The sequence below is a fragment of the Streptococcus sp. D7B5 genome (genome assembly GCF_029691405.1).
In the GTDB taxonomy this organism is placed as follows: Bacteria; Bacillota; Bacilli; order Lactobacillales; family Streptococcaceae; genus Streptococcus.
This window is the reverse complement of record NZ_CP121467.1, coordinates 1,151,881-1,166,049: the sequence shown is the minus strand read 5'-3', so window position 1 is coordinate 1,166,049 and position 14,169 is coordinate 1,151,881. Positions and strand designations below refer to the sequence as shown.

Genomic DNA, 14,169 nt, shown 5'->3' with positions numbered 1-14,169 from the left:
AATAGAAATATGAAGAAAATCATTCTTTTCCTTCTTACCTTAGTAACATGTGCAGCAGTCTCTGGGGCTGCTGCAGATGATTTGAAGGATAATAGTCTGCAGATTGATGATTCCCGACTTGAAAAGAAAGAGGGATTGAAATTTGGTCTACAGTCTGAACAAACCAAGGAGCTTTTTAATGAAGCAACTCAAAAGAGGTTGCAGGACATGCAACAGCATCAAGAGGAACAGTTGATCACAGAAAGGGGCCAACTGTTTTCTGCTATACAGAGACCAGTGAAAAAATCTTCTGAAGAACAGTTGTTTCAGCCCAATGCTCAAAAAACAATTAAATTTCAAACAAATATAGGCCATGTAGAAAAAGGTGGTCTGAATGACTTTCTTCCAGAGATATTCTATGTGGTGTTGATTTTCTTGCTTTTTGGAGCAACGGCAGTAATGAGTTATCGTGTGATGGTAGAAGGGATGGACTAAGTTTTTAACTAGTCTGTCTAAATAACTTAGAAAAGGATAAACCAGGCATAGGAGGCGTGTAAAAGGTGGAGCAACATATCAATATTACCCTACGTTTGAGAGAAAGAGATGTGGATATTCGCATCCCACGGCGAATTGAAGTGCGCCGGCTGGTGCGAGAAGTGGATACGATTTTTAATCCAGGTATCAAGCGAAAAAAATATCAATTAAGAATTGTCAATAAAGGTTTGTTGATTGATGAAGGGAAACATCTGTCTGATTATCCTATGACGACAGGAGATTTAGTAGAAATTGAGGAGATATAGGTGGCTGAAGAAAAATTTGAATTTGGTGGACAGTCGTTTGTCTATGAAAAAAATGAAACAAACTGGGAATTAAAACTCAAACGTTCAGATGTTGCGAGTCAAGATTTACGGGAACTCTTACTATTGGATTTGCATCATCCATTCTTTTTGGAGCAATCGATGGTGTCTGATGAGGATAGCGTCACCTTCTCCTATCAAGTCGAAGCTCATGGACTGACTTATGAGGAAATAAAGGAACGCACCATTTCGGAAAGAATCCGTTTGGCCCTAAACGTTTTTCGTCTAGAGGGCGCCTTGGAGTTACCTGTGACTTTCCTTTTGCACCCAGTAAATCTCTTTATTACCAAGGATGCTCAGGCTAAGATTGCTTATCGTGGAATTCCTGGTCTGATGGTTCCTCAATCCATATCCTCAGAAGATTTTTTACGCCAGGCCAAATGTTTTACAGTAACACTATTTAGCGATTTGGATTTCATGGATCTTTATAATGGTTCCTTGGAATTAGAGACCTTGCCAGACTTCTTAAATGACCTATGTCAGGCAGATGATATAGAGGCTGCAGTAGCTGTTTTGGAGAAGTACTACACGGAGAAGGCTGCGAAAGAACGGGCAGATTTGGTCTTGGTTCCAAGTAGACGCCATCGTGTCTTTAAATTGGCAACGATTTGGTTAACAGCCAGCGTTGTCTTGTTGATCGTTCCACTGATCTATCTGATTTTTGTGCAAAATCCTTTCAAAGAAAAGATGTTGCAGGCAGATACTGCCTTTATTAAAGTTGATTATAGTGGTGTTATTACAGAATTAGAGAGAATTGATCCAGCTAGCTTGCCGAATACGCAAAAGTATGAGTTGGCTTACTCTTATATTCAGGGGTTGGAATTTTCTTCTGAACAAAAGAAAGTCATCTTGAACAACGTAACACTCAAGTCAGATGAGCTTTATTTGACTTACTGGATCCAGGTTGGGCGCAATCGTTTTGAAGAGGCTCTTGATATTGCGAAACGGATTAACGACAGTGACTTGATTCTCTACGCTTTGACTCAGGAAATTAAGCAGGTTCGAGAAGATGGTAACTTGTCAGGAAAAGACCGTGAAAGTAAGTTGAATACTTTGGAAAGCGAGTATAAGAAATACTGGGATAGTCGAAGTGAGCTACTAACGAGTGAATCGAGCTCCAATGCTTCTACAACTCCTAACCCTCAAGACAAGGCTTCTGAAAGCAAACCGTCATCTGAGAAGAAACCTGTTCCAAGTAGTTCCTCTAGCAATTAAAGTAGACCAAGGAGAGAAATTATGAAAAAACAAATCATTTTCTACAGCCAAGGTCTGCGTTATGAAGTAGAACTGGGTGCAGATAAGACGGTCTTGGTCGGGGCGACTGAAAAGGCCCAAGTCTACCTTTCTCAACAGGAAAGACCGATTCAGATCAAGGTCGATGGTGACGAGGTCTTTTATCAGTACGACGATGAAGCGGGACTTTTGAAAGATGGTCTGCGTTTGGGTGAGGTCGTCTTTTATCTCCGAGAAGGGGAGCCAAGGGTTTATGACCTTTTGGATTTATCAGAGTTTCAGATTGGCTCTCAAAGAGGTGCGTTGATCACCCTAGATGAAGATGTTGAACTCTTACTTCAAAAATCCCAAAATCAATGGAAGCTAACTCGACTAAAAGGCGCATTTTATCGAAACAATCATCTGGAACAAATGGACCAGCAATTGATTGGTTTTGGAGATGAGTTGAGTCTAGGGGCGGTGACGATCAAGTTCTATCCTGATGAAGTATGGGTCCAGGGTCCTGCCCAAGTTGGGCCACAACTGACTCTGAGAGAACCATCTCGATATGGTTTTTATGAAGATTATCCAGATTATCATCGTTCTCCACGGATCATCTATCGTGGTAGCGAGGATAAAATCTTGATCAATCCCCCAGGCCAGGAGCCGGTTAAGCCGAGTGATGAACTGTTAAAGCTGATCGTTCCTCCTTTGATGATGGTCGGAGTAACCGTCTTGATCACCCTGATTCAACCTCGAGGGATCTATATTCTTGCGACAGTAGGGATGTCCATAACCACAATGATTTTTTCTATCCGTGGTTTTATCAAAAATCGTAAAAAGTACAAGGCTGATAAGAAGGAACGGGTCGATCTCTATCGTCTTTACCTGAAAGATAAGGTCAAGGAATTGACTCGTCTGGAACGAGAACAAAAAGAAGGGATGCATTATCATTTTCCAACGATTTTAGAATTGACGGATTTGGTTGAGAGTTACAATCACCGAATTTACGAAAAGACTCCCTTGCATTTTGACTTTTTATACTATCGTTTGGGACTCGGGAAAATGCCGACTAGCTATGACTTGAAATACGGTCAACAGGAGCGTAGCGGTAAGAAGGATGCTCTAGAAGAAGAGGGTTACGCTCTCTATAGTCGTCACAAAAAAATCCCAGATATGCCAATCCCGGCAAACCTCAGCCATGGACCGGTGGGGTATATTGGACCTAGAAATCTCGTCCTAGAGCAACTGCAGCTTTTGGTGATGCAGCTAGCGACTTTCCATTCTTATCATGATGTGCAGTTTATTACAATCTTACCTGAAGAGGAAAAAGAGCAATGGTCTTGGATGCGTTGGCTACCTCATGCTAAACTACAAGAACTCAATGTTCGCGGTTTTGTCTACAATCAACGAACACGGGACCAAGTTCTGAATAGTTTGAACCAAATCTTGAAACTACGCCGTAGTCAAAAGGAAGAAGCATCCCACAAGGAGAGCACCCTCTTCCATCCTCATTACGTGGTTTTGGTGACCGATGAGAAGCTGATTTTGGATCATATCATCATGGAGTTCTTTACCGAAGATCCAACGGAATTAGGCTGTTCTCTCATCTTTGTAGAGGATGTCATGAGTTCCTTGTCTGAGAACATCCAGACAGTGATCAATATCAAGGACCGTAATACCGGCCAACTGGTCATGGAAGAAGGAGTTTTGAAAGAGACGGACTTCCGTTTGGACCATTTCCCAGCTGATTATGACAAGGAGCGGATCGCCCGTACCTTGGCTCCGCTCAATCACCTCCAAAACCTGAAGAGTTCGATCCCAGATTCTGTGACCTTTATGGAAATGTATGGGGCGGAGACCTTTGAGGATTTGCAGGTATCGAGCCGTTGGAAAAAGAACGCACCTTACAAGAGTTTGGCTGTGCCAATTGGTCTGCGCGGTCAGGATGACCTGGTTCAGCTCAATCTGCATGAAAAAGCCCATGGACCTCATGGTTTGATCGCAGGAACGACTGGTTCAGGGAAGTCCGAAACCATCCAATCCTATATCCTATCCCTCGCTGTCAACTTCCACCCTCATGATGTGGCTTTCTTGCTGATTGACTATAAGGGTGGTGGGATGGCCAATCTCTTTAAAAATCTTCCCCATCTCTTGGGGACGATTACCAACTTGGATGGTGCCCAATCTATGCGGGCTCTGGCTTCGATCAATGCGGAGATCCATCGTCGTGAACGACTCTTTGGAGAGTTCGAAGTCAACCATATCAATCAATACCAGAAGAAATTTAAAAACGGAGAAGCGACAGAACCGCTCCCTCACCTCTTTCTCATCTCAGATGAGTTCGCAGAGCTCAAGGTCAACCAGCCAGACTTTATCAAGGAGCTGGTATCCATCGCGCGTGTCGGACGTTCCCTCGGGGTCCACTTGATCCTAGCTACTCAGAAACCATCTGGTGTGGTGGATGACCAGATCTGGTCTAACTCACGCTTCAAGATCGCCCTTAAGGTGGCAGACCGTTCGGACTCCAATGAAATGCTTCATACACCGGACGCGGCCGAGATCACCCAGACAGGACGTGCCTATCTACAGGTCGGGAATAACGAAGTCTATGAGCTCTTCCAGTCAGCCTGGTCAGGGGCAGATTACCAGCCGGACAAGGACGACATGGGGATCGAGGACCATACTATCTACCTGATCAATGAATTGGGACAATATGAGATCTTGAATGAAGACCTCTCTGGCTTAGAAGATGTGGATGAGATCAAGGAAGTTCCGACAGAGTTAGATGCGATAGTGCACCATATCCAGCTCTTGTGTGAAGAACAAGAGATTCCTCCAGTACCACAGCCATGGTTGCCACCGCTCAAAGAGCGAATCACGCTAGAGGAACTGGAAGAAGTGCAACCGACAGTAGCCTGGACACAAGAGAAACCACTCTCTGTCCTCTTGGGGATGGCGGATATCCCGCAGGCCCAGAAGCAGGAAGCTGTCTCTATCAATCTCTCCAAGGATGGTCATATCCTCCTTTACGGAAGTCCGGGTACAGGAAAGACTACCTTCCTTCAGACTGCTGGTATGGACTTGGCTCGCAAATTCAGTCCAAAGGCCCTTACCATGTACTTGATGGACTTTGGTACCAATGGTTTGGCTCCATTGTCCAAGCTTCCACAGGTGGCGGATACCATGCTTCTGGACCAAACAGAGAAGATCTCTAAGTTTGTACGAATCATGGAGAGAGAACTCAACCGTCGTAAGAAACTCCTTGCGGACTATGGTGTTGGGACTCTAGACCTCTACCGTCAAGCCAGTGGTCAGGAAGAGCCGGCTATTGTCATCCTCTTAGATAGCTATGAAGCCTTCAAGGAAGAAGCCTATGAGGCGGAACTCTTCAAGCTCTTGGTGCGCATCTCCCGTGAAGGTCTCAGCATCGGGGTTCACCTCTTGGTGACAGCCGGACGTCAGACCAACCTTCGTGCACAACTTTACTCAAACTTCAAGCACCAGTTGAGCCTGCCACAAAATGAGGCGGGTGAAGTGCGGGCCATCGTGGGCTCTACGCCACTCGCTATGACTATGGAAGACATCAAGGGCCGTGCCCTTATGAAGCGGGAAGAAGTGGATGTGATCCAGCTGGCACTCCCAGTTTATGGAGCTAATGATACCCAAGTCCTCAACAACCTACGTCAGGAAGTGGCTTCCCTCCAAGAAGCCTGGACAGGACAACGCCCAAGTGCCATCCCGATGGTACCAGAGGAGTTGACAGAGAAAGACTTCTATAGCCGAGCAAGCGTGCAGACTGCCTATGAACACGGCCTCGTGCCATTAGGACTTGACTTGGAGACAGTTGAGCCCGTTACTTGGAACCTGGCTAAAGGCAATCTTCTCTACCTAACAGATAAAGAAGAGCAGATGACAGCCTTGGTGAAACACATTGCCAAAGGGAAACAGAAAGTCATCGTCTTGGCACCGAAATTTTCTAAACTCAATCTTGAGAGATTTGGACAAGAAGTCGTTTATGAGAATGAGATACAAAACATCGAAAAAAGGCTAGAGTTTCTTGAATCGGAACTTCATAAGCGAAATCAAGAGGGATTAAAGGAACATGTAGTTACCATCGTTCTTTATAATATCACGGAAATAATTGGGAATTTGACACCTGTGGCACAAAAGAGACTAGAGTTTATCTTTAAACAAGGTTTACTAGCAGGCTTTGCTTCAATTGTTATTACGAACCAAAGTATTTCTCGTAATATTGAGGCTCCGTTGCGCCTAGCAAAAGGTTTTAAACAAGCTTTGATTAGCATGAGGCTCAATGACCAAAACGTTGTACCCGTCGCAAAGAAACCTCTAAGAGAGACTATGTTAGAAAATCAAGTTCATTATTTTGTTTGTGAGAGTACATACATTAAGATCAAGGCATTGATGCGCTAAACGCTTGATAAAAGGCGCAATCACAAATCAATATTGAACATTATAATCGCGGAGTAAAGAAAGATGAAAAAAATAAAAATAATTTTATGGTTAATGATAGGAGGAGTTATACTTATGACAGCATCGTTATTAAATGGATGTAGTTTGGGTGGTGAAACCATTCCCAAAAACAGGACAAAGGAGCAGTACGAATTCGAAAAAACGTTTGAGCCCATGTTTAAGTTTTTAGAACAAGAAAAAAAAGATTTTACTGGACTAAAGTCATACACTAGTGATGTTTATATAAAAAATCAAGCTGAAGTCAAAAAGTACGAAGTGGACTTAGATATTAATCAAGCTGACATTAAAGGTGATTACACAATAACACTTGGCGAGGATAAAGAAACTGTTCCAGTTACTTATTCTAATGGTAAACTAAATTATGAGTCTGAGATAAATCCTTTATTTGATGAGGAAATTTTAAATTTAATGGTTTCAAGAAATTATTTCGCCTCCTTAGATGTGGAAAAAACATTTAAGAGCGCAGAAACTGAATTGAGTGATATTATTTACCAGTCAGAAAATCAATCTGAGTTATATAAAAAAATAGTGGAAAAGTATAATCTTCCTTCTGACACAAAACTTTCAGTTAGTCTTGGATATGCTTACTATGACAGATACGATATCCTACTAAGTTTAGAATCTAAAGAAAAATTGGTTCAAATCAGTGCTGCATTTTATTTAGTGAAAGGAAAGTAAATTTATGAATTCAATCGAGAAAAGTAATAGGCGAGTGGAAGTGTCCGCTAAAATTTCAGATTATGTTTATGAATATGAAAAAGATTATACTTTTCGGAATCCTCAAAATCCACTTAAAACTACTGAAAAGCTCATAGAAGAATCTTATGGAGATTCTGTAAAAATCGTAGACAAAATGTATGATAAAGATTCGGGTGTTGCAGCGATTGCTGTCTATGATGATGTGACAAAGGAGACCTATATCTCATACGCTGGAACCAACATGGAGGCTGATGGTCATAAGGATATAATTGTAGATGCAGCGATTGGATTAAATGATACTTTGTACCTGAAAGAAAAGAATAAACCAGCACTTGATTTCTATGATAGAGTAGAAGCGAGTGGCCGTTATATTAGCACAACTACTGGTCACTCTTACGGAGTGTTTCAGAGCGGGAGAGTGGCATTAGAAAGACAAGTTCCTTATAATATTGGCTATCAAGGAGCACCTCAGTCAGTAAATGGGAAGACTGCCCAAGAGATGGTCATGGATGGCGACTCTACTATACTAAAAGCGTTTAACTTGTTAGATAAATTAATACACTCTGAGGCTGACGGTAATGCGATTATAGGACCATATTGGAAGTATCTCTCTCGTTTAAAGGCTACCTCTCCTGAGGAAGTTAAAGCTGCTAAAGAAGAGGCAAAGCGAATTGAAGAGTTGAAAAAAAATTATAAAGGATCCTCTGTGACATTTTCTACAACTCGAGATTTTTTAACGAATCTTGTCTGGGCTCAAGATGGAAAGGAGATTTCTTTTGGAGGACAGGCGCTGGATAATAGCACATACGAAACACTATTGGATAATAATACTTCAACATTGTTGAATATTTTAGGAATTACAAGGGAAACCAAGTATCCTGAAAATGTTGTTGCAATCGATTTACCAATTGAACACAGCATGACCAAATACAGAGAAAGTGCTGAAGCTATGCAATATACGAAGCAAGTAGTTCTGGAACAGTTATTTGCAGTTGATATAGATGGTGATGGTTCATTAGATTTTGCAGTGACTCCAGAGAATACAACAACTCGAGATTTGTTGAAAAAGTATGGTGACTCAAAAGAAATTCGCTTAGATACAACATCTATGAACATTTTGATTACAAATCTGAAAGCCAGTTTAGGACATGCGGAAGAGTTGTTAGAAGTAGTTAAGCGTACAAGCCAGACAAATGAGAATGTTATGAATAATTTGTCGAGTCGTACAAACAATCTCAAAGAAGCTGTCTTCCAACATTTGCAATCGATTAGTTTGATTGAAGCTATAAAAAAGATAGATAAATCATTCAGTGATTATGATGATATGAAAGGAACTTTTGACACTCTCAAAGCCTATAATCCCTACGACTTCTCTAGAAACTTCGATTGGTTAGGTTTTAGTGGATTAAATGACTATTTTGATAGTGAAGGGAATAGTTTTGATCATGGAGCGATTACATCAAAATTAAATAGTATGAAGTCTAATAGTGATTCAATTCTTCTCGACATTGAAGTACATAAAATGACTTCAAAAGGAAAATCTGAAGGAAATCTATGGGCTAAGTCAAATACATCTACTTACTTGGGTGTAAGAGGTGCAGAACTAGTCAATTCATTCGAGGAAATGATTGAGAAAAGTACGAAAGGTTTAGAGAAGCGTTCGCATTTTGGAGATGGGATTCCACAAGCTGTTAATGAAATTTTAAAAGTGCTGGAACAAAACATTCAGACAATCATTTCTTGCATTTCCTATACTATTTCTGTAGCAGAAATTATTAAAACGGCTTTAGAGGAAACCGATAGGGGACTGGCTAGAAATATTGACAGTCTAGATTTTAGCTCGGTTCCAAATGTCAATACAAGTGTTTCCCAGGATTATAATACCTACTTAGAAGAAAGTGGAATATTTGATGATCGTGATGTCATTAGTGCTTTTGATGATCAGATAGATGTGAGGGCTGAGGATTTAGCTAATAAAATGTCAACGGCATTTAGTAATTACCTAGATAGTGCAAAAGGATATATTGAGCAGACAAATAAAGTTATCAACACTTCAAAGGATAATCTACAAGAACTTATTAATGATTTCCCTACTGAAATTTATTACAAGAATAAATTTGATGATAAGGACGATAAAAAGTTTTATGGAATTGTGGAGACTCAGATTTCAGTATCTGGTACAATTCGAACAGCTGCTTCAGAGATTGATGTTTTGGATATAGATTTGACCACAGCAGCTACAACAATAAATCTAGTTGTGTCAATGTTGGGCGGTTTCAAGCCTGCGTTCAGGAATGGGATGGAGGATGCATTTTATGGAGCAACTGAATTGAAAGGTGTTGTTCGTGCTCAAAAGGCAGTTGGTGCAGTTGTGAAGTCTTTGCAGATTCGGTTTACAAATTTCAAGAGTGATTTAGATAGTCTGGCATCGGGTTCTGCGGTACAGGCGTTGGGATATAAACTTGGAGACATGACAAATCTTATGGGTAATGTTAGTCATGTGATTGATGACTGTTTTGGTGATGATTAAAAGTTAATTTTGATTATATCATCAAACAGGAATGTTATATTTTTCAAAATATTCAACAAAATAAATGGGAAGTGAACCCCACTTCTGCAGGATTTTATTGACCACCTGAATTATTTTCAGGTGGTTTTCTTTCATTATTCCGTACAGTGTTCAGTTTTTCTTATAATATATCTCTTATGGTATAATGAGTTAAAGTCTTTTCCTCATCTCAGATGAGTTCGCAGAGCTCAAGGTTAACCAGCCAGACTTTATCAAGGAGCTGGTATCCATCGCTCGGGTCGGGCGTTCCCTCGGGGTCCACTTGATCCTAGCTACTCAGAAACCATCTGGTGTGGTGGATGACCAGATCTGGTCTAACTCGCGCTTCAAGATCGCCCTTAAGGTGGCGGATCGTTCGGACTCCAATGAAATGCTTCATACACCGGACGCGGCCGAGATCACCCAGACGGGACGTGCCTATCTACAGGTCGGGAATAACGAAGTCTATGAGCTCTTCCAGTCAGCCTGGTCAGGGGCGGATTACCAGCCGGACAAGGATGATATGGGGATCGAGGACCATACTATCTACTTGATCAATGAATTGGGCCAATATGAAATCTTGAATGAAGACCTATCAGGCTTAGAAGATGTGGATGAGATCAAGGAAGTGCCGACAGAGTTGGATGCGATAGTGCACCATATCCAGCTCTTGTGTGAGGAACAAGAGATTCCTCCAGTGCCACAGCCATGGCTGCCACCGCTCAAAGAGCGAATCGCACTAGACGAACTGGAAGAAGTGCAACCGACAGTAGCCTGGGGACAAGAGAAACCACTCTCTGTCCTCTTGGGGATGGCGGATATTCCGCAGGCCCAGAAGCAGGAAGCTGTCTCTATCAATCTTTCAAAGGATGGTCATATCCTCCTCTACGGAAGTCCGGGTACAGGAAAGACAACCTTCCTGCAAACCGCAGCCATGGACTTGGCAAGAAAGTACAGTCCAAAGGCCCTTACCATGTACTTGATGGACTTTGGTACCAATGGCTTGGCTCCATTGTCTAAGCTACCACAGGTGGCGGATACCATGCTTCTGGACCAAACGGAGAAGATCTCTAAGTTTGTACGAATCATGGAGAAAGAACTCAACCGTCGTAAGAAACTCCTTGCGGACTATGGTGTTGGGACTTTAGACCTCTACCGTCAGGCCAGTGGTCAGGAAGAGCCGGCTATTGTCATCCTCTTAGATAGCTATGAGGCCTTCAAGGAAGAAGCCTATGAGGCGGAACTCTTCAAGCTCTTGGTGCGTATCTCTCGTGAAGGTCTCAGTATCGGGGTTCACCTCTTGGTGACAGCTGGTCGCCAGACCAACCTTCGTGCTCAACTCTACTCGAACTTCAAGCACCAGTTGAGCCTACCACAGAATGAGGCAGGTGAAGTGCGAGCTATCGTGGGCTCTACACCACTTGCTATGACTATGGAAGATATCAAGGGACGGGCTCTCATGAAACGTGAAGAAGTGGATGTCATCCAGCTGGCACTCCCGGTTTATGGAGCCAATGACACCCAAGTCCTCAATAACCTGCGCCAAGCAGTCGCTTCCCTCCAAGAAGCCTGGACCGGACAGCGCCCAAGTGCCATCCCGATGGTGCCAGAGGAGTTGACGATGGATGTATTTCTCAATCTGCCTACAACTCAAGAAGCGATTCAAAACCATGAATTACCAATTGGTCTGGAGTTTGAGGAAGTACAAACAACAAGTTTACCGATTGACAGGTTTAAGCACTTACTTGTCTTGTCAGACAAGGATACTGCTATGAACGCTGCGACAAATCATATAATCAAATTGCTTCTACATTTATTTGATAAGGAAGTTATTACGATTTTCGATCCTATTGATGAATATCGTTCAGTTTCAGATAGGGTTGAGCATTACATAGGAAGTGGTATGTCTTACCGATCTATACTTGATTCTTTGAAAGAACAGGTTCTTATTGCTAGAAAACAGCGTAGAATGTTAGAACATTTTGTTGTTATAACAGATGTTGGGCAATTTGTGACGGAAAGTAATATTGAACCAAATGAACTTGCACTGTTGATGGAAGAAGGACAGAGAGTAGGTCTGCATTTAATCTTTGCTACTCACAAATCGTATCTATCGGGTTATACAGACATACCTAAATACATGAAAACTCAATTAGATACTGCTATCATAGCAATGAAGATGTCTGAGCAATCAATCTATACTCGTTCTACTACAGGACGTGAAGAACCGTTGCTAGATGATCAAATTTATCTTCATTATCAAAATGTTCAAACAAAATTGAAAATTACAAAACAATAGGAAAAAGAGGTAATAAGTAGATGACCCAAGAAGAATACCTGCGGATAAAAAAAGAATATAAAATTCGCTTAGGATTAGTGATACTTCTCTTTACTATATTTGCAATACTAGGCATAGTACTCATTTTTAACCTTTCTAGATTTATCCCACTTGCAGCAACAGCTATGGGAACAGTTGTGCCTTTTAATCACTTTCTGCTAGTTCCGCTATGGGAACAAAAAAAAGAGATAGAAAAAGAGCATCCTGAATGGAAAGAGCTTAGCACTAGTGGTGTCAAAATTCCCTCATCAGAATCCAGTAAAAGAACTTTAGCAGCTATTGGAACTATATTGGCCTTATTCTTCTCTTTTGCGATGCTCTACAGACCAGTTAAAGTGAATAAGCCAATACCTAGTGTTGAAGAAATCAATAAGATACCAAAATTGGACCGCAAAACACCTAAAACATCAAGCTCTTCTAGTTCTGAAAGAGCTAACTCCTCAGATTCAGGAGCGTCGTCTTCTACTGAAGAGAGCACTAAGGCAGAAAGTTCAGGAACGGAATCTTCAAAAGAAGAGACACATAACTATGATTTCCATCTTCCCGGAGTTGATGATGAGGAATTGCGTAGAGTCATTGATAGATCCAAAAAAGATTTTAGCGAGAATCATGCTAAGGAACAGTCTACGGAAGATACGGAGGATAAAAATGAGTGATGCGAGTTTAAGAGCGCAAATTGATAGTGATAAAGCCCAAAAAGAAAAGTACAAGAGAGTACGAAATTCTATCCAATCACATGGTTTGGATTCAGATGTTGACCTTAGTCGTTTTGAAGGCTATGTTGAACTTTGTGATAAAACTATTACGAAAATCGATAGTAATGAGGGATATCATTATCTTTCAACCTTAAAGTCAAAATTAGAATCTGATAAAAAGACACTTAAGGAGTACATTGACTTTGTCAAGGATGCGAACTCGTCCTTCAAAGATTTATATGCAACTCTTGGGGAAAAAATATCAGATTTAGATAGTGCCATAGCTAGTAATAGAGCAGCATATAATAAAGGGAAACCATGGTGGGAACAACTTTGGTGGTAAAAGGAGGTGTCTATGGATACAAATATTAATACTATTGATAGTAGTTATGCAAGTGATGTAGTAACATATGATGATAGTCAGATTGACACAGTTATCAATGAATTGAATGAAATCGTGAATCTTCTTTCTAGTATAGATACTGAGATATCTGGTTTGGACTCAAATGATACGGAATGGAAGGGAGAAAGCAAGAATCAATACTTAGACCTAAAGCTATTTCTAAAATCCTATCATTCTGACTATGGAAAGAGTGTAGAAGAACTTAGGAAAGTGGTATCAGGTTTAAAAACATTACTCGGTTCTATCTCCACTTCAAATGTCATAAAGGAGATTGATAACGCATGATATTTACATTAGAAGCCTTATACACACTACATATATTTAATGATTACTCAGATGATTTGGCATTCCTTCCACTTCCAACTGCTATTGAAGGGAATGAAAATAGAAAAGACAACCTTTTGTGGGTCATTGAGAAAGGTTTTGAAGATTTAAAGGAGATGGGGCTTATCGTTGATAATCGGCCTACAGAGGAATGTGTTCAATATGGAGCGTATTTGAAGGAGTATCACGAAGCTAACTATCATTGTCAGATTGATCACCTCCTATCCTATGCGCCTGGAGTGGATGAATTCAAACGAATGGCTGTTATTATCATGGAAGTCGGTGACAATCAATTTCAACTAGACCGAGCAGGTAGTGCTGTTTTCCTAGCCTTTTTGATGGAGATGCACCCTGTCTTACAAGAAGTTGATGATACTATCAAAGATTATATTCATTCGCAATGGGAAGAGGAAGCATTTATGCGCTTGATAGTCCACCATGGGAATGAAGAGGCCCTTCGTATCCGAATCAATGAGTTTTCCAAAGATACACAAGACATTATCTATCTAACAAGTGATCATCATTTATATGAATATGATGTATCGAAGCAAATGCGCCGTTCGATTGATAGTGAACAGCTAAAAACACAACTAATAAAAAAATTGAAAGTGAGGATGTGA

10 protein-coding genes and 1 pseudogene are annotated in these 14,169 nt (G+C 41.1%); all 11 read left to right on the top strand.

All coding sequences use genetic code 11. From position 1 onward, the window contains the following. Positions 1 to 9 precede the first annotated feature (9 nt). Positions 10 to 474, top strand: a complete 465-nt coding sequence (gene essA / locus P8P68_RS05605) for a type VII secretion protein EssA (RefSeq protein WP_000720508.1) — start codon at positions 10 to 12, stop codon at positions 472 to 474. Between the two features lie 65 nt (positions 475 to 539). Then, positions 540 to 779 (top strand): EsaB/YukD family protein, encoded by a 240-nt coding sequence (locus P8P68_RS05600; protein WP_000434883.1) that lies wholly within the window; start codon positions 540 to 542, stop codon positions 777 to 779. Next, a complete protein-coding gene (essB, locus tag P8P68_RS05595; RefSeq protein ID WP_000796947.1) occupies positions 780 to 2,051 on the top strand; it encodes a type VII secretion protein EssB in 1,272 nt (423 codons plus the stop codon). Positions 2,052 to 2,072: 21 nt separating this feature from the next. Beyond that, positions 2,073 to 6,482, top strand: a complete 4,410-nt coding sequence (gene essC, locus P8P68_RS05590; protein ID WP_278275745.1) for a type VII secretion protein EssC — start codon at positions 2,073 to 2,075, stop codon at positions 6,480 to 6,482. A gap of 63 nt (positions 6,483 to 6,545) precedes the next feature. After that, complete coding sequence (locus tag P8P68_RS05585; protein WP_278275744.1) at positions 6,546 to 7,220, top strand: hypothetical protein; 675 nt, start codon at positions 6,546 to 6,548, stop codon at positions 7,218 to 7,220. A 4-nt stretch (positions 7,221 to 7,224) separates the two neighbouring features. Continuing rightward, the gene (locus tag P8P68_RS05580; RefSeq protein WP_278275743.1) at positions 7,225 to 9,771 is read left to right on the top strand and encodes a hypothetical protein; all 2,547 of its coding nucleotides are present in this window, start codon (positions 7,225 to 7,227) and stop codon (positions 9,769 to 9,771) included. Positions 9,772 to 9,967: 196 nt separating this feature from the next. Beyond that, positions 9,968 to 12,088 (top strand): annotated as a pseudogene (essC, locus tag P8P68_RS05575) (type VII secretion protein EssC); the annotation flags it as partial. Positions 12,089 to 12,108: 20 nt separating this feature from the next. Next, complete coding sequence (locus P8P68_RS05570; RefSeq protein WP_101800322.1) at positions 12,109 to 12,783, top strand: hypothetical protein; 675 nt, start codon at positions 12,109 to 12,111, stop codon at positions 12,781 to 12,783. After that, a complete protein-coding gene (locus tag P8P68_RS05565) occupies positions 12,776 to 13,165 on the top strand; it encodes a hypothetical protein (protein WP_042903182.1) in 390 nt (129 codons plus the stop codon). The genes P8P68_RS05570 and P8P68_RS05565 overlap by 8 nt, the downstream gene beginning before the upstream one ends. Positions 13,166 to 13,177: 12 nt before the next feature. After that, on the top strand, positions 13,178 to 13,510 hold the full coding sequence (locus P8P68_RS05560; protein WP_070800580.1) for a hypothetical protein: 333 nt from the start codon (positions 13,178 to 13,180) through the stop codon (positions 13,508 to 13,510). Then, positions 13,507 to 14,169, top strand: coding sequence for a hypothetical protein (locus tag P8P68_RS05555; protein ID WP_101800321.1), 663 nt, complete (start codon positions 13,507 to 13,509; stop codon positions 14,167 to 14,169). The genes P8P68_RS05560 and P8P68_RS05555 overlap by 4 nt, the downstream gene beginning before the upstream one ends.

What these genes read in the sequence shown, in the direction of transcription:
- essA (WP_000720508.1), top strand. Translation starts at nt 10, where the DNA reads ATGAAGAAAATCATTCTTTTCCTTCTTACCTTAGTAACATGTGCAGCA.
- essC (WP_278275745.1), top strand. Translation starts at nt 2,073, where the DNA reads ATGAAAAAACAAATCATTTTCTACAGCCAAGGTCTGCGTTATGAAGTA.
- P8P68_RS05585 (WP_278275744.1), top strand. Translation starts at nt 6,546, where the DNA reads ATGAAAAAAATAAAAATAATTTTATGGTTAATGATAGGAGGAGTTATA.
- P8P68_RS05580 (WP_278275743.1), top strand. Translation starts at nt 7,225, where the DNA reads ATGAATTCAATCGAGAAAAGTAATAGGCGAGTGGAAGTGTCCGCTAAA.
- P8P68_RS05570 (WP_101800322.1), top strand. Translation starts at nt 12,109, where the DNA reads ATGACCCAAGAAGAATACCTGCGGATAAAAAAAGAATATAAAATTCGC.
- P8P68_RS05565 (WP_042903182.1), top strand. Translation starts at nt 12,776, where the DNA reads ATGAGTGATGCGAGTTTAAGAGCGCAAATTGATAGTGATAAAGCCCAA.
- P8P68_RS05560 (WP_070800580.1), top strand. Translation starts at nt 13,178, where the DNA reads ATGGATACAAATATTAATACTATTGATAGTAGTTATGCAAGTGATGTA.
- P8P68_RS05555 (WP_101800321.1), top strand. Translation starts at nt 13,507, where the DNA reads ATGATATTTACATTAGAAGCCTTATACACACTACATATATTTAATGAT.